At 65.6% G+C, this 17,742-nt stretch carries 24 protein-coding genes and 1 other RNA gene; 13 read left to right on the forward strand and 12 right to left on the reverse strand.

Annotated elements, in window-relative coordinates:
• Positions 1 to 49 precede the first annotated feature (49 nt).
• From pspA to NUW81_RS01765, 10 genes are read left to right on the forward strand one after another with little or no spacing between them, the layout of a single operon-like run.
• A complete protein-coding gene (gene pspA / locus NUW81_RS01720) occupies positions 50 to 718 on the forward strand; it encodes a phage shock protein PspA (RefSeq protein WP_245109758.1) in 669 nt (222 codons plus the stop codon).
• 52 nt (positions 719 to 770) lie between these two features.
• Entirely contained in the window at positions 771 to 1,097 is a 327-nt protein-coding gene (gene pspB / locus NUW81_RS01725; RefSeq protein ID WP_245109760.1) for an envelope stress response membrane protein PspB, read from the forward strand.
• A 2-nt stretch (positions 1,098 to 1,099) separates the two neighbouring features.
• On the forward strand, positions 1,100 to 1,486 hold the full coding sequence (pspC, locus tag NUW81_RS01730) for an envelope stress response membrane protein PspC (protein ID WP_245109762.1): 387 nt from the start codon (positions 1,100 to 1,102) through the stop codon (positions 1,484 to 1,486).
• Between the two features lie 26 nt (positions 1,487 to 1,512).
• Positions 1,513 to 1,812 carry a hypothetical protein gene (locus tag NUW81_RS01735; protein WP_376741953.1) on the forward strand — a complete coding sequence of 100 codons (300 nt, stop codon included), beginning with the start codon at positions 1,513 to 1,515 and terminating at the stop codon, positions 1,810 to 1,812.
• Positions 1,805 to 2,134 carry a hypothetical protein gene (locus tag NUW81_RS01740; protein ID WP_245109764.1) on the forward strand — a complete coding sequence of 110 codons (330 nt, stop codon included), beginning with the start codon at positions 1,805 to 1,807 and terminating at the stop codon, positions 2,132 to 2,134. The genes NUW81_RS01735 and NUW81_RS01740 overlap by 8 nt, the downstream gene beginning before the upstream one ends.
• Positions 2,134 to 2,439 carry a hypothetical protein gene (locus NUW81_RS01745; RefSeq protein WP_245109767.1) on the forward strand — a complete coding sequence of 102 codons (306 nt, stop codon included), beginning with the start codon at positions 2,134 to 2,136 and terminating at the stop codon, positions 2,437 to 2,439. The genes NUW81_RS01740 and NUW81_RS01745 overlap by 1 nt, the downstream gene beginning before the upstream one ends.
• Complete coding sequence (locus tag NUW81_RS01750; protein ID WP_245109769.1) at positions 2,439 to 2,780, forward strand: hypothetical protein; 342 nt, start codon at positions 2,439 to 2,441, stop codon at positions 2,778 to 2,780. The genes NUW81_RS01745 and NUW81_RS01750 overlap by 1 nt, the downstream gene beginning before the upstream one ends.
• Entirely contained in the window at positions 2,780 to 3,013 is a 234-nt protein-coding gene (locus NUW81_RS01755) for a hypothetical protein (RefSeq protein WP_245109771.1), read from the forward strand. Before NUW81_RS01750 ends, NUW81_RS01755 begins: the two co-directional genes overlap by 1 nt.
• 30 nt (positions 3,014 to 3,043) lie before the next feature.
• Positions 3,044 to 3,448 (forward strand): SufE family protein, encoded by a 405-nt coding sequence (locus tag NUW81_RS01760; RefSeq protein WP_245113621.1) that lies wholly within the window; start codon positions 3,044 to 3,046, stop codon positions 3,446 to 3,448.
• A complete protein-coding gene (locus NUW81_RS01765; protein WP_245109774.1) occupies positions 3,448 to 3,912 on the forward strand; it encodes a PaaI family thioesterase in 465 nt (154 codons plus the stop codon). The genes NUW81_RS01760 and NUW81_RS01765 overlap by 1 nt, the downstream gene beginning before the upstream one ends.
• A gap of 3 nt (positions 3,913 to 3,915) precedes the next feature.
• Here NUW81_RS01765 and NUW81_RS01770 read toward each other — a convergent pair whose 3' ends face one another.
• From NUW81_RS01770 to NUW81_RS01810, 9 genes are all read right to left on the reverse strand, one after another.
• Complete coding sequence (locus tag NUW81_RS01770) at positions 3,916 to 4,452, reverse strand: J domain-containing protein (protein ID WP_245109777.1); 537 nt, start codon at positions 4,450 to 4,452, stop codon at positions 3,916 to 3,918.
• Positions 4,453 to 4,507: 55 nt separating this feature from the next.
• Positions 4,508 to 4,885: RNase P RNA component class A (rnpB, locus tag NUW81_RS01775), an RNA gene on the reverse strand.
• A gap of 15 nt (positions 4,886 to 4,900) precedes the next feature.
• On the reverse strand, positions 4,901 to 5,581 hold the full coding sequence (locus tag NUW81_RS01780) for an N-acetylmuramoyl-L-alanine amidase (protein WP_245109779.1): 681 nt from the start codon (positions 5,579 to 5,581) through the stop codon (positions 4,901 to 4,903).
• 34 nt (positions 5,582 to 5,615) lie between these two features.
• On the reverse strand, positions 5,616 to 6,467 hold the full coding sequence (locus NUW81_RS01785; protein ID WP_245109781.1) for a CheR family methyltransferase: 852 nt from the start codon (positions 6,465 to 6,467) through the stop codon (positions 5,616 to 5,618).
• Positions 6,467 to 7,582 carry a chemotaxis-specific protein-glutamate methyltransferase CheB gene (cheB, locus tag NUW81_RS01790; protein WP_245109785.1) on the reverse strand — a complete coding sequence of 372 codons (1,116 nt, stop codon included), beginning with the start codon at positions 7,580 to 7,582 and terminating at the stop codon, positions 6,467 to 6,469. The genes NUW81_RS01785 and cheB overlap by 1 nt, the downstream gene beginning before the upstream one ends.
• A gap of 14 nt (positions 7,583 to 7,596) precedes the next feature.
• Positions 7,597 to 7,962 carry a response regulator gene (locus NUW81_RS01795; protein WP_245109787.1) on the reverse strand — a complete coding sequence of 122 codons (366 nt, stop codon included), beginning with the start codon at positions 7,960 to 7,962 and terminating at the stop codon, positions 7,597 to 7,599.
• A gap of 62 nt (positions 7,963 to 8,024) precedes the next feature.
• Positions 8,025 to 8,471, reverse strand: coding sequence for a chemotaxis protein CheW (locus NUW81_RS01800; protein WP_245109789.1), 447 nt, complete (start codon positions 8,469 to 8,471; stop codon positions 8,025 to 8,027).
• The gene (locus tag NUW81_RS01805) at positions 8,471 to 10,852 is read right to left on the reverse strand and encodes a chemotaxis protein CheA (RefSeq protein WP_245109793.1); all 2,382 of its coding nucleotides are present in this window, start codon (positions 10,850 to 10,852) and stop codon (positions 8,471 to 8,473) included. Before NUW81_RS01805 ends, NUW81_RS01800 begins: the two co-directional genes overlap by 1 nt.
• A 96-nt stretch (positions 10,853 to 10,948) precedes the next feature.
• Complete coding sequence (locus NUW81_RS01810; RefSeq protein ID WP_245109797.1) at positions 10,949 to 11,581, reverse strand: histidine phosphotransferase family protein; 633 nt, start codon at positions 11,579 to 11,581, stop codon at positions 10,949 to 10,951.
• Between the two features lie 90 nt (positions 11,582 to 11,671).
• On the opposite strand from NUW81_RS01810, the gene NUW81_RS01815 reads away from it, so the two are divergent.
• Together NUW81_RS01815 and rpoH are read left to right on the forward strand one after the other, a co-directional pair.
• Positions 11,672 to 12,604 carry an RluA family pseudouridine synthase gene (locus tag NUW81_RS01815; RefSeq protein WP_376741954.1) on the forward strand — a complete coding sequence of 311 codons (933 nt, stop codon included), beginning with the start codon at positions 11,672 to 11,674 and terminating at the stop codon, positions 12,602 to 12,604.
• Positions 12,605 to 12,682: 78 nt separating this feature from the next.
• Positions 12,683 to 13,597: an RNA polymerase sigma factor RpoH gene (gene rpoH / locus NUW81_RS01820; RefSeq protein WP_245109799.1), complete on the forward strand. Its 915-nt coding sequence runs from the start codon at positions 12,683 to 12,685 to the stop codon at positions 13,595 to 13,597.
• 4 nt (positions 13,598 to 13,601) lie between these two features.
• Here the strand turns inward: rpoH and NUW81_RS01825 are convergent, their stop codons facing one another.
• The 3 genes from NUW81_RS01825 to NUW81_RS01835 form a co-directional block, all read right to left on the reverse strand.
• Entirely contained in the window at positions 13,602 to 14,393 is a 792-nt protein-coding gene (locus NUW81_RS01825; RefSeq protein WP_245109801.1) for a TIGR01459 family HAD-type hydrolase, read from the reverse strand.
• On the reverse strand, positions 14,390 to 15,694 hold the full coding sequence (locus tag NUW81_RS01830; RefSeq protein WP_245109803.1) for a dicarboxylate/amino acid:cation symporter: 1,305 nt from the start codon (positions 15,692 to 15,694) through the stop codon (positions 14,390 to 14,392). Before NUW81_RS01830 ends, NUW81_RS01825 begins: the two co-directional genes overlap by 4 nt.
• 70 nt (positions 15,695 to 15,764) lie before the next feature.
• Entirely contained in the window at positions 15,765 to 16,388 is a 624-nt protein-coding gene (locus tag NUW81_RS01835; RefSeq protein WP_245109805.1) for a glutathione S-transferase, read from the reverse strand.
• 52 nt (positions 16,389 to 16,440) lie between these two features.
• Here NUW81_RS01835 and NUW81_RS01840 point away from each other — a divergent pair, with 52 nt between their 5' ends.
• A complete protein-coding gene (locus tag NUW81_RS01840; protein ID WP_245109808.1) occupies positions 16,441 to 17,721 on the forward strand; it encodes a multidrug effflux MFS transporter in 1,281 nt (426 codons plus the stop codon).
• The last annotated feature ends 21 nt before the right edge of the window (positions 17,722 to 17,742 follow it).

A 17,742-nucleotide genomic window follows, 5' to 3' on the forward strand; every position in this document is an offset into this window, starting at 1 on the left:
GCACGTTTCTCGCATAGTTTGGTGCAACCAAGCGTTACAGGAGTGCCTTATGGCCATCTTCTCCCGGGTTCGGGACATTTTTGCAGCCAATATGACGGAGCTGCTCGACCGTGCGGAGGATCCCGCGCGGATGATCCGCATGATCATCCTCGAAATGGAAGAAACACTCGTCGAGGTTCGCGCCTCGGCCGCCCGTTCGATCGCCGACGGCAAGGAAATGCGCCGCGCGCTCGAACGGCTCGAACAGATGCAGGACAGCTGGACCGAGAAGGCCGAGCTGGCCCTGTCGAAGGATCGCGAGGATCTTGCCAAGCAGGCGCTGATCGAGCGCCAGAAGGCGGCCGACATGGCCCACGGGCTGCGCAGCGAGATCGAGGCGATCGACGAGACGCTCAAGGCCTATGAGGCCGATATCGCCAAGCTGCAGGCCAAGCTGCGCGAGGCCCGCGCCCGCCAGAATGCCATCGCCACCCGCCTCGAGAGCGCGATGAGCCGCGCCAAGGCGCGCGAGGTCCTCAACGGCAACCGTACGCAGGACGCCTTCTCGCGCTTCGAGAGCCTCGAGCGCCGCGCCGACCTTGCCGAGGGCCAGGCCGATGCGCTCGGCATGACGGGGCCCAAGAGCCTCGAAGAGGAGATTTCCGAATTGAAAGCGGCCGACAAGGTCGATGAAGAACTCGAGGCCATGAAGGCCGCGCTCCGCGCCAAGCGCGATTAAGATAGTCGGGCCAAGCGCGACTGAGCGACACGTTTAAAGGGGAAAAGTAGCAATGTTCGAAGACGTCTTCCTGCCAATCATGATCGTTGGCATGCTGTTCATCGGCCTGCCGTGGATCATCTTTCACTACATCACCAAGTGGAAGACGCAGGCCACCCTCACCGTGCCCGATGAAAAGCTGCTCGAGGAACTGCACGAGGCCGCGCGTCGGCTCGATGATCGCATCTGCACCATCGAGCGCATCATGAGCGCCGAGGATCCGGCGTGGCGCGACAAGTGCGTGTCCTCGGACCGCCTGCGCGACCAGAACCTCATCGGCCGCGCCGACCAGCTGCTCGCCGAGCATGAAGCCCTGCTCGAGCGCAAGAAGGAGCGTTGAACATGACCGGACCTGCCCGCCACACCAAGTTCTACAAGGACAAGAAGCATGGCAAGGTCATGGGCGTATGCGCCGGCCTCGCCGACTATACCGGCGTCGACGTCACGCTGATGCGCATCATGATGCTCTTCGCCATCCTGATGAGCTCGGGTTCGGCCTTCATGCTCTATTTCCTCGCCGGCATCATCGCCGAGGACAAGCCCGCCGAGCTGGCCTATGAAAATGAGGCCGACCGCCAGTTCTGGCGGCAGGTCCGCGCCAGCCCGACCAAGTCGGCCAAGGCGATCCACGCCGAGTTCCGCTCGATCGACCGGCGCCTGGCCGACATCGAGAGCTATGTGACGAGCGAGAACCGCGTCCTCGCCCGGCAGATCGACGAACTGAAGTAAGAGACGGAAAAAGAGGGGAAAATGAGATGAGTGGCGATGAGGTAATTGCCCTGTTCATCGTGGTCGGCCTACCGATGGCGCTCGGTTTCTACATCATGCACCGCCTGTTCGGCCTGAAGCAGCGCAAGATGGAGATCGAGGCCGAGCAGACCGCCGAGAAGGCGGCGCAATATGCAGTCTCCAACCATGAGCTCGAACAGCGCGTGCGCGTGCTCGAGCAGATCGTGACCGACGGCGGTGCGCATACGGCAGCACAGATCGAGGCATTGCGCGACCTGCAAGACCGTGATCCCCTGCCCCTCCCCAAGGAGAAGGCCCGTGGATAGCGCCGAAATCCTCGCCTTCGCCCCTTACATCACGGTTATCATCGTTGCCTCGGTGCTCGGCTGGGTGATCAACACCCACAACCGCATCCGCAACGGCTATCCGCTCGAAAGCAGCTGGGGCGTGGCCATGCACCCCAAGAAGGACCGCGAGGCCGAAGAGCGCATCAAGCTGTTGACCAGCGAGAATGCCGAATTGCGCGCCCAGATGTCTGCGATGAAGGAACGCGTCGAGACGGTCGAGCGCATCGTTACCGACCAGAGCTACGGCCTTGTCCAGGAGATCGAGAAACTATCGATCGAGAAGAAGGGAGCCAGCAACTGATGTGGGGTCCCTTCGAAATGGTCGCCGCCATCGTCGTGGTCACCACCATCGGTGGCCTCATGACCGACTGGCTCAAGGCCAAGCACGGCTATCCGATCACCGATGACGAGGGCAATGTCATCCGTCAGGAGAAGGGCACCCGCGGCGAAGCCCACGAGGCCCGTATCGAGGCGCTCGAGAAACGCCTCGCTGTCCTCGAACGCATTGCGACCGACCGCGGCATCCAGACCGCCGACCAGATCGAGGCCCTGCGCCAGCTCGACCGGCTCGACCATGAACAGCGCATCCGGGAGACCAGCAACTAATGCAGAGCCTCGTCATCATCGGCGCCCTCATCATCGGAATCCTCGGGGTGATCGGCTGGATCATCACCGAGACGATGAAGGTCAAGCACGGCTATCCGGTCGAGGACAGCATGGGCCGCAAGGTCTCGCCCGGCAATCCGCAGAAAATGCTCGAACTCAAGGACGAGAATGCCGCGCTGCGCGACCAGCTCGACAAGGTCTACGACCGCCTCGAGACGCTCGAGCGCATCGTCACCGACAAGCCCTCGCGCCTTGCTGCGGAAATCGATAATCTCAAGACCCTGCCGCCGCGGCCCGAAAAGTCCGAGCCGCTCCCCGGCAACGAGAAGGAGGAAGGCTGATGGATCCGTTCTCGATGGTCGTGGCGATCGTCGCCATCGTCATGGGCGCCAAGGTGCTCGACAGCTTCGCCCGCGCGCGCGGCAAGGCGGCGGGCAGCCAGATGGAAGGCCCTGAAGTCAAGGCGCTGCGCGAGGAGGTATCGGCGTTGAAGGACCGACTGCAGGTCCTCGAACGCATCGCCGTCGAAAAGAATGACAGCCTGACCCAGCAGATCGAGAGTTTGCGCGACTGAGCCGGCCCCGCTAACAGGCAGCGCATGAGCCTGCCTCCCCTCTCCGACATCGCCGAGGAATATGAGTTTCTCGAAAGCGAGGACCGCTACCGCCTGCTGATCGATCTCGGGCGCAAGCTCGAGCCCATGCCCGAGGCGCTGAAGACAGACGCCACGAAGGTGCGCGGCTGCTCGGCCAGCGTCTGGGTCTATCCCCGCCAGGACGGCGACAAGCTCCACTTCCTCGCCGACAGCAATGCAGCCATCACCAAGGGCGTCGTCGCGCTGGTGCTCGCCGCGGTCCAGGACAAGAAGGCCGAGGAGGTCGCCGAGACCGACATCGCCGCTGCCCTCGAACCCTTCGAACTCAGCCGCGAATTGTCATCGAACCGAACGCAGGGCGTGCCCAACATGATCGCGCTGGTGCGCGAGACCGCCGAGCGGCTCGCCGCCTGATGGACGACAGCGAAAAGCGGCGGCTGGCGCAGGAGCGCGCCGATCTTCTCGAGAATTTCGACATCGCGCAGTTCCTCAAGCTGATCGGGTCGGTCGGTCATGGCAAGGCGCTGGGCTACGACTATGTCGCGCATGGCGACAATTGGGTCGAACTGGGCCTCACGCCCAAGCCCGAACTGGTCGGCGTCCCCGAGGACGGCATTCTCGCCTCTGGCGCCATCGTGGGGCTGCTCGACACCTGCGGTGGGGCCTCGGTGTGGCAGAAGCTCGGGCGGTTCGAGCCGATCGTCACCATCGACCTGCGCCTCGACTATCTCCGCCCCGCGACCATCGAGGACCGGATCATCGCGCGCTGCGAGACCTACAAGCTGACGAAATCGGTGGCCTTCGTACGTGGCATCGCGCGCCTCGAGGACGGACGCGAGCTTGCCCATGTCGCGGGCACCTTCATGGTGAAAGTCTAGGGCCTAGCCGAGATCGCGGCGGCGCTGCTCGGCGACCTTGAGCACGTCATAGGCCGCCCGCACTTTCTGGAATTCGGCGGCGGCTTCCTCGTCCCCCGGGTTCACGTCAGGGTGCAGTTCCTTGGCGCGGGCGCGATAGGCCTTGCGCACCTCCTCGAACTCGGCATGCGCATCGAGCCCGAACAGGTCCAATGCGCGCATCTCGTCGCGGCTACGGCTACCGTCACCCGAACCGGCCCATTCGTAATGTGCCGACTGGCGGAAGCCCGAGGCGTCGCGGCTCTCGTCGGCGGCGCGCTTGGCGGCTTCTTCCTTCGACAGGCCGGCGAAATAGTTCCAGTTCTTGTTATATTCGGCAGCGTGCTTTTCGCAGAAATACCAGCGTTCGGGGCTGTTGGGCGCCTTGGGCGCGGGACGATCACCGACCTCGGTGCAATGGACGCGATCGCACAGGCGCACCTTGGCCGCCTCGCGGCTCTTGTCGCCATAGCTGCGCCAGCGGGGAAAGCCCCAGTCGTCGGATCTTTTCGCTCTCGCCATTGCGCCTAGTTAGGGTGGCGGGGGCAAAAGCGCCACCCCGCCTTTCGGGAAGAGATATGCCAGGGGGCCTGTAAGCCGGGTTCTGTCCATCCCAGCGAAGGCTGGGACTGTGCGACCATTCATCTCGGCGCGCCGTCGCCGACGCGCTCCAGCAGCCAACCCGGGCATCGGGTCGGAACCGACCCATGTGACGCCCCTATTCGGCCTTGCTCCCGGTGGGGTTTACCGTGCCGATGATGTTGCCACCATCGCGGTGCGCTCTTGCCGCACCCGTTCGCCCTGGCCGCCCCGAAGAGCGGTGGTATGCTTTCTGTGGCACTGTCCCTGAACGCCTCGAAAAGAGACGCCCGCCGGGCGTTACCCGGCACCGTTGTTCCGTGGAGCCCGGACTTTCCTCGACATGCAAGCATGACGCGGCCGCCCGGCCCCCTGACACGAGCGATATGGTCTATTGCGGGCGCGGCAGCAAGAGGGCGAGCAGCTTGGCGCGGCATTCGCCGTCGATGATGCCGTCGATCACCTCGGGGCGGAAGCGCCGCTGGAAGGCGATGACCGCCGCCGTAGGATCGGTCACGTCATAGCCGAAGCGCTCCAATGCGAGCATGAAGCCGCTGTCGGTCCAGAAGGGATCCATCAGATCCTTGGTCGGGCTCGGCAGCGCGAGGCGCCGCTTGGCCAGCGCAGGCCAGGGAAATTTCTCGCCCGGATCCTGCTTGCGCGTCGGCGCGATGTCGGAATGGCCGACGACATTACCGCGGCTGATGCCATGGCGGTTCTTGATGTCGGCAAGGAGCGGGATGAGCGCCGCGATCTGTTCGTCGGGAAAATCGGGATAGCCGAATTCATGGCCCGGATTGACGATCTCGATGCCGACGCTCGCCGAATTCACGTCGGTAACGCCGCGCCAGTAGCTCTTGCCCGCGTGCCAGGCGCGCTTTTCCTCGTCGACCAGCTGGAAGATGCGGCCGTCTTCCTCGATGCAATAATGCGCCGAGACCCCGCCATCGGGACTGCACATCTTGTCGAGCGCGGCCTCGCCGGTCGGCATGCCGGTATAGTGCAACACGATCATCGAGACCGGCAACAGGCGGTCCCCGCAATTGGGTGACGGACGGCGGATCAGCTCCATGACGGCGACTTAGGCGGCATCAGGGCCGGTTACGTCAAGTCCCGGTGGCGCGCCGGTCGGCATTTTCGCCGCCGGTGAGGCGGTAGACACCACGCCGTTCGCGGTCGGCCGAGAAACGCTCGGTCTGGCCGATCACCGTCTCGCCCGCCCCGAGCAGCAGCCCGCCCTCGGGCTTCAGCGCATCGGCCATCCGGTCGAAGGCGGCGCGGCGCTTTTCGTTGCAGAAATAGAGCAGCACGTTTCGGCACAGGACGAGGTCGAACTTGCCCGGGCGCGGCGGCGCCTCGAACAGGTTGCGCGCCTCGAAGCGAACGAATTTCTTGATCTGGTCGACAACCTGCCAATTGTCGCCCTTTTCCTCGAACCAGCGGATGGTCTGCTGGATCCCGAGCCCGCGCTGCACCTCGAAATGGGTAAAGCTGCCCTCGCGTGCGCGGTCGGTCACAGTGCGACTGACGTCGGTGCCGACGATGTCGATCTCCCAGCCCGCCCAGGCGAGCGGGTCCTCGGCAATCATCATGGCGATCGAATAGGCTTCCTGCCCCGTCGAGCAGCCCGCCGACCAGATGCTGAGCTTGCGCTCGGCCATGTTGCGCTGTCGGATCGCGGGCAGCAGCTCCTTCTTGATCATGTCGAAGGGCGCGCGGTCGCGGAAGAAATAGGTCTCGTTGTTGAGGAGTGCCTCGATCACTTCCTCGGACAGGCGCTGATCCTTGTTCATCACCAGCTGGGTGATGAGTTCGTCGATGCTGGCGATCTGGCGGCGGCGCAGCACGGAGCTGAGCGCGGTCTCGATGCGCCAGCGGCGGCTCATGGTAAGCTGCTGGCCGGTCCGCGCCTCGAGGAGCCCCGCGAGGATGCGGCTGGAGCTGTCACTGATCGCCATCAGGCACCTCCGTTGATTTTGCCGACACGCTTGCCGACGTGGCGAGCCAGTTCTGCCGGCGTGCCGAGGCGGCAGGCGAGCCCATGTTCGAAGATCGAGCGGGGCATGCCCCAGACGGCGCTGGAGGCTTCGTCCTGCGCCATCACGCCCGACCCGCAAGCAACGAGCTTCTGCGCGCCGACGGTGCCGTCGCGGCCCATGCCGGTGAGGATGACGCCGCAGGCCCGCTCGCCGCAGGCTTCGGCGGCGGAGGCGAACATCGGGTCGACCGAGGGCATGCACCCCGTGGGCTGCTTGTCCTTGTTGATCGCGGCCATCAGCCCCTGCTTGGTGGCGCGGACCTCGAGATGGCCGTCACCCGGCGCGATATAGATGCGGTCGGCGAGCAGCGGATGCCCCTGTTCGGCGACATGGCAGGGCCGGTTGGCAAAACGGGTCAGCTGGCGCGCGAAGACGGGCATGAACGCGCCCGGCAGATGCTGGGTGACGCAGATGGGCACGCCGATCTTGGGCGGCAGCGCCTCGAAGAAGGCGGCCAGCGCATGGATACCACCGGTGCTGGCACCGATGAGCAGCACGTCGATCTCGCCGCCGCGATCGCTGCGCAGCCCCGCCTGGACGACGGGCGGCGGCGGTGCGGCCTTGCGGGCGAGATGCTTGGGCACGGCACCCGACCTGGCGAGGGCCCGCAACTTGCCGAGCAGGACTTCGGTGAAGGTGCCGCCGAAGCGGCCGGTGCCGGGCTTGGGCAGCGTGTCGGAGGCGCCCATCGCCAGCGCGCGAACGGTGGCCTCGGCGCCTTCCTCGGCGAGCGAGGAGCAGACGAGTACCTGCGCGCCGCGCGAGGTCTCCAGGATCTCGGGAAGCTTTTCCAGCCCCCCTGCCCCCGGCATTTCGAGGTCGAGGAGGACGATGTCGCAGTCGACGGTACGAAGCTGCTCGATCGCATCCTCGGCGGTCGCGGCATCCGCGACCACCTTGAACTGCGGGTCGGTCTCGATCATGCGGCTCAGCACCGCGCGCGCCACCGTGCTGTCATCGACAACCATGAGGCGCACGGTACGCGGCGCTGCTGGCGCCGCCCGCTGGATGTTCGAGGCGAGCGACCCGGCCATGGGGCGGGCCTCTCTTAGGCGACGCCGACGAGTTGCAGTTTGACGTGCAGGGTCTCGCGGTCGAAGGGCTTCATCACATATTCGTCGGCACCCGCCTCGAGCGCGGCGCGGATGTGCGCCATGTCGTTCTCGGTGGTGCAGAAGACGACCTTGGGCTGGTTGGCATGACCGCCCTGGCGCAGGAGCTTGAGGAACTCCATGCCGCTCATCACGGGCATGTTCCAGTCGAGCAGCACGACGTCGGGCATGGTCTGCTCGCAGAAGGCCAGAGCCTCCTTGCCGTCGCCGGCTTCCTCGACCTTGAATTCAAGCGTTTCGAGGATGTGACGCGCAACCTTGCGGATCACCTTGCTGTCATCGACGATCAAACAGGTCTTCATGTCGGTGGGCCTTCATTGTCTCGGTTCGGTACAAACCATAAAGTGGAAAAGGTAACAGGCGGTTAAGCCGCCGCGCGTTCGTCCTTCTTGGGACCTTCGATCAGCTTGGCGATATCGACGAGGAGCAGCGGCCCCTCGCCCGTCTCGACCATGCCCGCGGCGACCCGCTCCCAGCCACCGCCCATCGCGGCGCGCACGGGGTTGAGGTCGCCCTGCGCCTCGATCACGTCCTCGACGCTGTCGACGCTCAGGGCATAGTGGTGGCCATCGATCTCGGTCACGGCCGCCTCGTGGATCTCGCCCGGCGTGAATTCGGTCGTGCCGAGCTCGAGGGCGCATTTGCAGTCGACCACCGTCAGCACGCGGCTGCGCAGCGCCGACAGGCCTGCAAGATGCTTGGGCGCACGCGGTACGGGCGACAAGGCGTCGAGTTCGATCACCGATTCGATCTCGCTGGCGTCGAGGGCGACGCGGGTGCCGCCGATGCGGACGATCAGGAGCAGGTCCATCAGTTCTTTCCTCCGGCGACCGAGCGCAGCGCCATCAGCAGGCCCGCGCGGTCGTAACGATAGATGCTGTCGTCATCGCCCTCGGGTGATTTGCGCAGCTTGAGCAGGGTGCCCGAGCTGTCGTTAGCAGCCTCGGCGAAGTCCTCCGCCGTGCGGACGACGAGGTCGGCACCCTTTGCCTCGTCCGAGGCCGCATCGACGACACGATAGCCAGCGGCCTCGACGATCGGGCGCAGCATGTTGCGCATCCATGGATCCTCGACGGGGAGCGCGCAGACGAGGCCGTCGGCGCGTTCGGACTTGTCGGTCGCGAGCCGCGAGAAGAGCCAGTGGGCATCGACCATTTCGGCCGGTTCCTCGCCGACAAGGCTGATGCCGGTGACCGCGCCCTGCCCCTCGGCGGGGATGATGTCATGGTCGAGCGCCTTGATGTCGATGACCTGGTCGAAGGCATAGCCGATCTCGGTCTCGCCATCGGACAGGCGGAACAGGCGTACCGTCTCGCGATCGCCCAGTTCGGACAGGCTCTCGAGGCCGGTCGCGGGCAGGATGTCCTCGCCCAGCTGGACGCGGAGCGAACCGCCCGTCTCCGTAAACTTGGACACGGGTACGTCCTCGATACGGTCGACCGCACCGAGGCGGACGACGCGGCGCTGGCCGCCAAGACCGCGGAACAGCAGCAGTTCGACGAGATCGTCGTTGGCGGCGGTCTTTTCCTCGGTGACGCGGGCAACGCGTTCCTGCTTCTCGAGCTTGACCCCGCCAACCGCGGCAAGACCTGCCGTGTCGAAGAGGAGGATGGGGCTGCCGTCGTCGGCCAGCGTGGTGCCGGCGTAAAGGCCGGTCGCCATCACCGCAGGCGCGGCGGGTTTCACCACCAGTTCCTCGTGATCGTGGATCTTGTCGACGGCGAGCGCATAAACGTCGCCGCCAGCGGGGCGAAGCACGACCAGCGTGCGCTCCTCGTCGCTGAGGTCGCTGTCGAGGCCGAGGATGTCGGCCAGCGCGACCTCGGGGACGCGGCGGCCACGGATGGTGGCGACCCCTGCCCCGCCGATCTTCTCGAGCGTGACACTCGAGCCGTTGGCGCGCACGATCTCCTCGATCGCCGAGCGCGGGATGGCGAAGCTCTGGTCGCCGATCGACACGGTGAGCGCGGGGATGATGGTCAGGGTGAGCGGCACGCGCAGCGTCATGCGGGTGCCCTCGCCGGGCTTGGAATCCACCTCGACGATGCCGCCGATGCGCTCGACGTTGGAGCGCACCACGTCCATGCCGACGCCGCGGCCCGAGACCGAGGTCACGGCCTTGGCGGTCGACAGGCCCGCCTCGAAGATGAGCGCGAGCTTGGCGGCATGGCTCATCACGTCGGCGGCTGCCTTGTCGATCACGCCATTGGCGATGGCCTTGGCCACGATGCGCTCGGCGTCGATGCCATTGCCGTCATCGGCGATATGGATGAGGATCTGGTTGCCCGACTGGCGCGCCGAGACCGACAGCATGCCGATCTCGCGCTTGCCCGACTTGAGCCGGTCGGCGGGCGCCTCGATACCGTGATCGATGGCGTTGCGGATGATGTGGGTCAGCGGATCGCGGATCATCTCGATCATCTCGCGATCGAGTTCGACGTCACCGCCGTCGATATCGACCATCACCTGCTTGCCCAGCTCGTTCGACAGGTCGCGCACCATACGGGGCAGCGCGACGAAGAGGTTCTCGATGCGCTGCATGCGGGTGCGGGTGATGCTGTCGCGCATTTCGGCGATGATGCTCGACAGGCGCTCGAAAGCGCCCTGCACCGCGACATCCTCGGGCGCCTCGCGCAGGCGACGGGCGAGCTCGTTGCGCGCCAGCACCATGTCGCTCACGCCGCTCATCACGCGGTCGAGCAGTTCGACCGACAGGCGGATCGTGCGCGGCGCGGCCGAAGGGTTGGCGCCGATGGTGGTGGTAGTCTTGGTTTCTTCCTCGGTCTGGGCGACCGGCTCGGCGACGATCTCGTCGCCGGTGGCGGCATCGGTCGATAGGGCAGCGATCAGCGCGCTGTCGTCACCGTCGGGCAGCTTTTCGCCGCGGTCGATGATCTCGATCATCTCGCCGATGCGGTCGATGATGCCGAGCACCGCGCTGACCAGCGCGGCATCGGCTTGGCGACGACCGGCGCGCACGTCGGCGAGCGCATCCTCGGCGGCATGGCTCAGCGCCTCGAGGCGCGGGAAATCGAAAAAGCCGCAATTGCCCTTCACCGTGTGGACAAAGCGGAAAATGCTGTCGAGCCGGGCACGGTCGTGCGGCTCGGCCTCCCAGGCGACGATCTCGCCACCAAGCGATTCGAGCATTTCGCGGCTTTCCGCGACAAAATCGGCAATCAGGTCTTCCATCGGCGCATCAGCCTCACAAGAAATTCGCTTCTCTCGTGATCGCTTCTGGCGAAGAAGGGTTAAGGCCGCGTTAGCGACACATCGTTGCCGCGCGCTTTACCCTTTTAGCGTGGCGCCGATCATCGCCACCGTCTCGGCCGGCGAGCTGTACTGGATGGTGCCGCCCTGCGCAGCGGCGAGCTGGCGGGCCAGCAAGGCGCCCGCCGCACGCGGTTCGCTGTCGCCCTCGCCCGCGCCCTCGAGCACGGCGCGGATCGCGGGATCGACGATGAGGCGCGGCCCCTCGGCGCGGATGACCAGTTCGATCTCTTCCCCGCGCCGCTCGGCGCCGACATCGAGCTTGCCGCCGCGCACCAGCGCATCGCCCGCGATCATCGCGAGATTGAGGAGGAGCTTGACCGCATCCTTGGGCAGGCGCGGCTCATCGACCATCCAGCCCAGCTCGATCCGCTTTTCCGCGCCGAAAAGGCCAGCCAGCGCGGCCTTCGCCTCGCCGGTGTCGATTTCCGAGCCGAACCCACCCGCCGCGCCGAAAGCGAGACGGAAGAACTTTAGCTTGTTGGCGGTCGCCGCGGCACTTTCGCCGATCAGTTCGATGACCCGTTCGCGCATCTCGGCATCATGTTCATCGGCAAGCAGTTCGACGCCATTGTTGAGCGCGCCCACGGGGCTCATCAGGTCGTGGCACAGGCGGCTGCAAAGCAGCGCGGCAAATTCGGTCTCGTTCATGGCCCCAAGGCATGACGGGGCCTGCGCCCCTTCGCAAGCCCCTATTGAACCCGAAACGGGGCGCCCCATATGGCCTTGATGGGTGGGGAAATGGCAATATCGCTCGACGCGCAGCATGCCGGGTGGCGGCTCGACCGCGCGGTTACCGACCGTGCCGGCGGCCTGTCGCGCGAAAGGGTGAAGAAGCTCATCAGCCAGGGTGCGCTCGAAGGGCCCGACGGCCCCGTCCGCGATCCCGCGATCAAGGTGAAGGGCCATGAAGCCTTTACCCTTACCGTCCCCGAACCCACCCCGCACCATGCCGAGCCGCAGGACATCCCGCTCGACATCACCTACGAGGACGATCACCTCCTCGTCGTCGACAAGCCCGCGGGGCTCGTCGTCCATCCGGCGGCGGGCAATCTCGACGGCACGCTGGTCAACGCCCTCCTGCATCATTGCAAGGGCCGCCTGTCGGGCATCAACGGGGTGGCACGCCCAGGCATCGTCCACCGCATCGACAAGGACACCTCGGGGCTCCTCGTCATCGCCAAGACCGATATCGCCCACGAGGGCCTCGCCAAGCAGTTCGCCGCCCACAGCATCGACCGCCGCTATATCGCGGTCGCATCGGGCCTCATGATGGCGGGCGAAGGCACGGTCGATGCCCCGCTCGCGCGCTCGTCGGCCAATCGCAAGAAGATGGCGGTGGTGGCGGAGGGGCGCGGCAAGCGCGCTGTAACCCATTGGACCAAGATCGCGAACCTCAAGGGTGCGACACAGGTCGAATGCCGCCTCGAGACCGGCCGCACCCACCAGGTGCGCGTCCACATGGCGCATCTGGGGCATCCGCTGGTCGGCGACCCCTTTTACGGTCGCACGCGAAAGGAGCATCGCGAGCTGTTGAAAAGGCTGGAGTTTTCGAGACAGGCGCTGCACGCGGCGGAATTGGGCTTCATCCACCCCGCCACGGGCGACCGTTTGTCGTTTGAAAGTGCACTTCCGTCGGACATGACGGAACTGGTGGCGGCACTTCACGTATAGGAAAGGGACGGCTAATAAGGTCGGCCCCCTTTGAGTTGGGGCGCCGCGAACGGGTTCGCGGCGGCAAAAGGAGCAAGAATGGCCAAGACTGCGGCACTATCGATCCCCTCGACCGGCGGTGAGGACGGCCTCAACCGCTATCTGACGGAGATCAAGAAGTTCCCCATCCTCACGCCCGAGGACGAGTTCATGCTCGCCGTGCGCTGGAAGGAACAGGGCGACACCGAGGCGGCCGCGCAGCTCGTCAACTCGCACCTTCGCCTCGTCGCCAAGATCGCGATGGGTTATCGCGGCTACGGCCTGCCCGTCTCCGAGCTCATCTCCGAAGGCAATATCGGCCTCATGCAGGGGGTGAAGAAATTCGATCCCGACCGCGGTTTCCGCCTCGCTACCTATGCGATGTGGTGGATCCGCGCCTCGATACAGGAATTCATCCTGCGCTCGTGGAGCCTCGTGAAGATGGGCACCACCGCGGCACAGAAGAAGCTGTTCTTCAACCTCAGGCGGATGAAGAACCAGATCGAGGCCTTCGAGGAAGGCGACCTCCATCCCGACGATGTGAAGAAGATCGCCACTGAACTGGGTGTTTCCGAAGATGATGTCGTATCGATGAACCGCCGGATGGCGCGCGGTGGCGACAGTTCGCTCAACGCGCCGATGCGTGCTGGCGACGAGGATGGCGAGTCGCAGTGGATGGACCTTCTCCACTCCGAAGACCCGCTGCAGGACGAGATCGTCGCCGACGAGGAAGAAAAGCAGGTCCGCCACGAACTGCTGATGCAGGCGATGGACGCGCTGAATGATCGAGAGAAGCACATCCTCACCGAGCGTCGCCTCTCGGAGAACCCGAAGACGCTCGAGGACCTTAGCCAGGTCTATGGCGTGAGCCGCGAACGCATCCGCCAGATCGAGGTGCGCGCCTTCGAGAAGTTGCAGGCCGCGCTCGTCAAGATGGCCGAGGAACAGCGCTACCTCATCGACGACGCCGCCTGAGGCGCTAGAGACCCGATACCGTCATCAAGGGGCGCCAGTTTTCGAACTCGGCGCCCCATTTGTATTCCGCATGGCCGACGCCGGCGGTGACAAGCACCCCCGCCATCCCCATGCGGCAGGCACCCCACATGTCGGTCGCCGGATTGTCGCCGACCATGACGCAATCGGCGGGGTCGGGGTCGCCCGCGAGCTTCAGCGCGTGATTGTAGATCGGCCGATGGGGCTTGCCGTAGAATTGCACGCGTCCGCCTCGCGCCGCGACCTCGTCGGCCAGCGCGCCCGCGCAGACGACTTCCTCGCCGCGGTGGATAACGATGCGGTCGGGATTGAGGCAATGGACGAGGAGGTCGCGCTCGACCCAATCAGCGATCTCTTCCTCATATTCGGACACGTCGGAGCGATATTCGTCGAGCCCCGTCAGCGCAATCTCGTCGACCGGCTCGCCGGCATCGGCGATGTCGACGCCATGGGCGATGAGGTCCTCATGGTCCCAGCGGCTGCCCGCGAAGCCAACCTTGCGCGGCGGATGGGTCAGCGCCTCGATGCCTGCCTGCCCGCTCGACGTCAGATGATCCCAGCAGTGGCGCGGCAGCCCCATGTCGACAAGGTCCGCCTCGACGCGGTCCGCAGGGCGCGGGGCGTTGGTGACGATGATGATCGTCCGCCCCTCACCCTTCCAGCGGCTGAAGCGCCGGGCCACCCCCGGAAATAGCCGCGCGCCATCGTGGATCACCCCCCAGACGTCGCACAGGATCGTGCGATAGCGCGCCGACAGCGCGTCGAGATCGTCGCTCATGCCGTCTGCAGGTCGGACAGTTCGCTGTCTTCCTCATGCCCCTTCGACACCACCGTCGCGGCGGCAAGGTCGCCGGTGACATTCAACGTCGTGCGGCACATGTCGAGCAGGCGGTCGACGCCGAGCACGATGCCGATCCCCTCGGGCGGCACGCCGACCATCGCGAGGATGAGCGCCACCACCGGCAGCGAGCCCGCAGGCACACCCGCCGTCCCGATACCGCCGAGGATACACATCAGGAGGACGATCACCTGCTGGCCCATCGTCAGCTCGACCCCGAAGAATTGGGCGAGGAAGAGCACGGTGATACCCTCGAAGATGGCGGTGCCGTTCTGGTTGGCGGTCGCCCCGATGGTCAGCACGAAGCGCGCTGGCGCCCGCGGAAGCTTCAAATTCTCGTCGGCGACCTTGAGCGCATAGGGCAGCGTGGCGTTGGAGCTGGCGGTCGAGAAGGCGATCAGCATCGCCTCGCGCACGTTCTTGAAGAACCAGACGGGGCTGACCCCGCCCCAAAAGCGCAGGACCAGCGGATAGACCACGAACATGTGGAGGCCGAGCGCAAGCAGTACGACCAGCACATAGGCACCGAGGCGGACGAGGATGTCCCAACCGAAGGCCGAGGCGAGGTTGAACATGAAGCAGGCGATGGCGATGGGCGCGAGGCGGATCACCCACATGATGAGCTTCATGGTGACGTGGAAGACGCCCTCGATGCCCTTCTGGAGGATCTCGGCCTGGGGGGAGTCGGTGAACAGGAGGCCGATGCCGAAGAAGAGCGCGAAGAACATCACCGCGAGGATGTCGTTGGCGCTCATCGCGGCGAAGACGTTCGACGGGATGATGGCGAGCAAAGCATCGAGCCCGCTCGGGGTCTCGGCATTACGGCTGATGATCGCACCCGCATTGTCGCGCGCGTCGTTGAGCAGGGCCTCGGCGATCTCGCGATCGACGCCGGCGCCCGGCTGGAAGATGTTGGCGACCGCGAGCGCCAGTACCACCGCCACGCCCGAGACGATCACGGTGAAGGCGAGCGTGCGCAGGCCGACGCGCTTCAGGGAGCGCGCATCGCCCATCTCCGCGATCCCGACGACAAGGGCGGAAAAGAGGAGCGGGATGACCAGCATGAAGAGGAGGCGCAGGAAGATCTGCCCCACGAAGCCGGTGACATTGCTGACCGTGTCGACCCAGCCCGCATCGGCGGCGGTCAGGTAGACGGTGAGGCCCGCGCCGAGGCCGAGCAGGAAGCCGATCAGCATCTGCCAGTGAAGGGCGAGCCGCCCGGTCTTCAAAGTCGCGTCCATCGCGTGGGTCCCCCGAATTGGATTTGCGCCTAGCTAGAGCGCATGCGGCCCTGCCGGGTCAACCGCCTGCTCAACCGGCGTATGCATATTCGCCGCCACGCGCGAGCGCGCGCTGGTAGGCAGGGCGCTCGTGGCACTGCTTCAGCCAGCGCAGGATGTTGGGATAGCGCTCGTCCAGCCCCGCGCGCGCCTGCGCGGCTTCGAGCGGGAAGCTCATCATCATGTCGGCGGCGGTGAGGTCGGCGCCCGCGAACCAATCGCGCTGTTCCAGTTCCTTGTCGAGGAAGGCGAAATGCTCGGCGAGCATGCCCATCACCGGCTTTTTCGCGGGCTTTCCGAGGAGGCCGAGGCGATTGACGATCAGCATGCCGAACAGGGGCGGCATCAGCGAACCCTCGGCATAGTGCATGTAGAAATGATAGTGGCGCGCCAGCACGGGGCTTTCGGGCGCGCCATAGCGACCGCGCTCGGCCACGAGATGCTCCATGATCGCGCCCGTTTCTGCCAGCACCACCTCGCCCTCCTCGATGAGCGGCGACTTGCCCAGCGGGTGGATCGCCTTGAGGCTGTCGGGGGCACGCATCGTCTTGGGGTGGCGCTCGTAGCGCTTCACTTCATATTCGAGCCCCAGTTCCTCAAGCAGCCAGAGGATGCGCTGCGAACGGCTGTTTTCGAGATGGTGGACGATGATCATGGCCGGGCTCCGGTTCGTTTCATTTGCGAACCGTGTTGCATGTTCCGCCCCGATGCGCCAGCACCGGTCGATGGACGCTAGGCCTGCCATCACACAGACCGCTGCCGCCCGACGCGGCACGCACGAGATCGTCGCGCTGCTCGCGGGGATGATGGCGATGAACGCGCTGGCGCTCGACACCATGCTCCCCGCCCTGCCCGCGATCGGCAGCGATCTCGGCATCGCGGAGGCCAACCGCACCCAGCTCGTCATCGTCGCTTACATGTTCGGTTTCGGGGCGAGCCAGATGCTGTGGGGGCCGCTCGCCGACCGCTTCGGGCGCCGCCCGATCCTGCTCGCGGGCGTGTCGCTCTACATCCTGTTCGGCATGCTCGCCGCCGCGGCCAGCGACTTCACGCTGCTCATCGCCGCGCGCTTCCTGATGGGTGCCTGCGGCGCGGTCAGCCGGGTCCTCGTCCTCGCCATCGTGCGCGACCTCTACGAGGGCGAGGAGATGGCGCGGATCATGAGCCTGACGCAGATGACCTTCATGGTCGTGCCGGTCATCGCGCCAAGCCTCGGGCAGGCAATCCTGTCGGTGGGACCCTGGCGCGCGATCTTCTACGGGCTCGCCGCTTATGGCGTGCTGCTCTTTATCTGGAGCGCCCTTCGCCTACCCGAAACGCTGCACCCCGAATATCGCCGCGAAATCCGCCTCTCGACCATCGCGCAAGGGATCGCCATCACCGCGACCGACCGGCTGTCGCTCGGCTACACGATGGCGCTCACCGCCGTCTTCACCACGCTCGTCGCCTATCTCGCCTCGATCCAGCAAATCGTCGGCGAGATTTTCGAGGCGACCGACCAGTTGGGCCTCGTCTTTGCCATGATCGCGGCGCCAATGGCGCTGGCGAGCTTCACCAACAGCCGCATCGTGCAGCGTTTCGGACTGCGCCGTGTCGGTCACATCGGGCTCATCGCCTTTCTCGGCGCGGCTATGCTGCACCTTGGCTGGCACTTCCTGTTCGGCTCCAGCCTTGCGAGTTTCATCACTTTCATGGCGCTGGTGCTTACCGCCTTTGCCTTCACGACGAGCAATTTCGGCACGCTCGCTATGACCAACATGGCCAGCGTGGCCGGCACCGCCAGTTCAGTCCAGGGCACGTCGAGCACGATCGGCGCAGCATTGCTCGGCTTTGCCATCGGGCAGGCCTTCGACGGCACGCTGACGCCCTTCCTCGTCGGCATCGCGCTGGCGGGGGTCGCCGCGCTCCTCATCACCCTCGCCACCGAACGGGGCAAGCTGTTCCAGCGGCGCTACTGTCCGCTGCCTCCCCTGCCCGCCGACCAGTAATCCACCGGCCGCGAGCCCAAG

The organism is Sphingomicrobium aestuariivivum, from assembly GCF_024721585.1.
In the GTDB taxonomy this organism is placed as follows: Bacteria; Pseudomonadota; Alphaproteobacteria; order Sphingomonadales; family Sphingomonadaceae; genus Sphingomicrobium; species Sphingomicrobium aestuariivivum.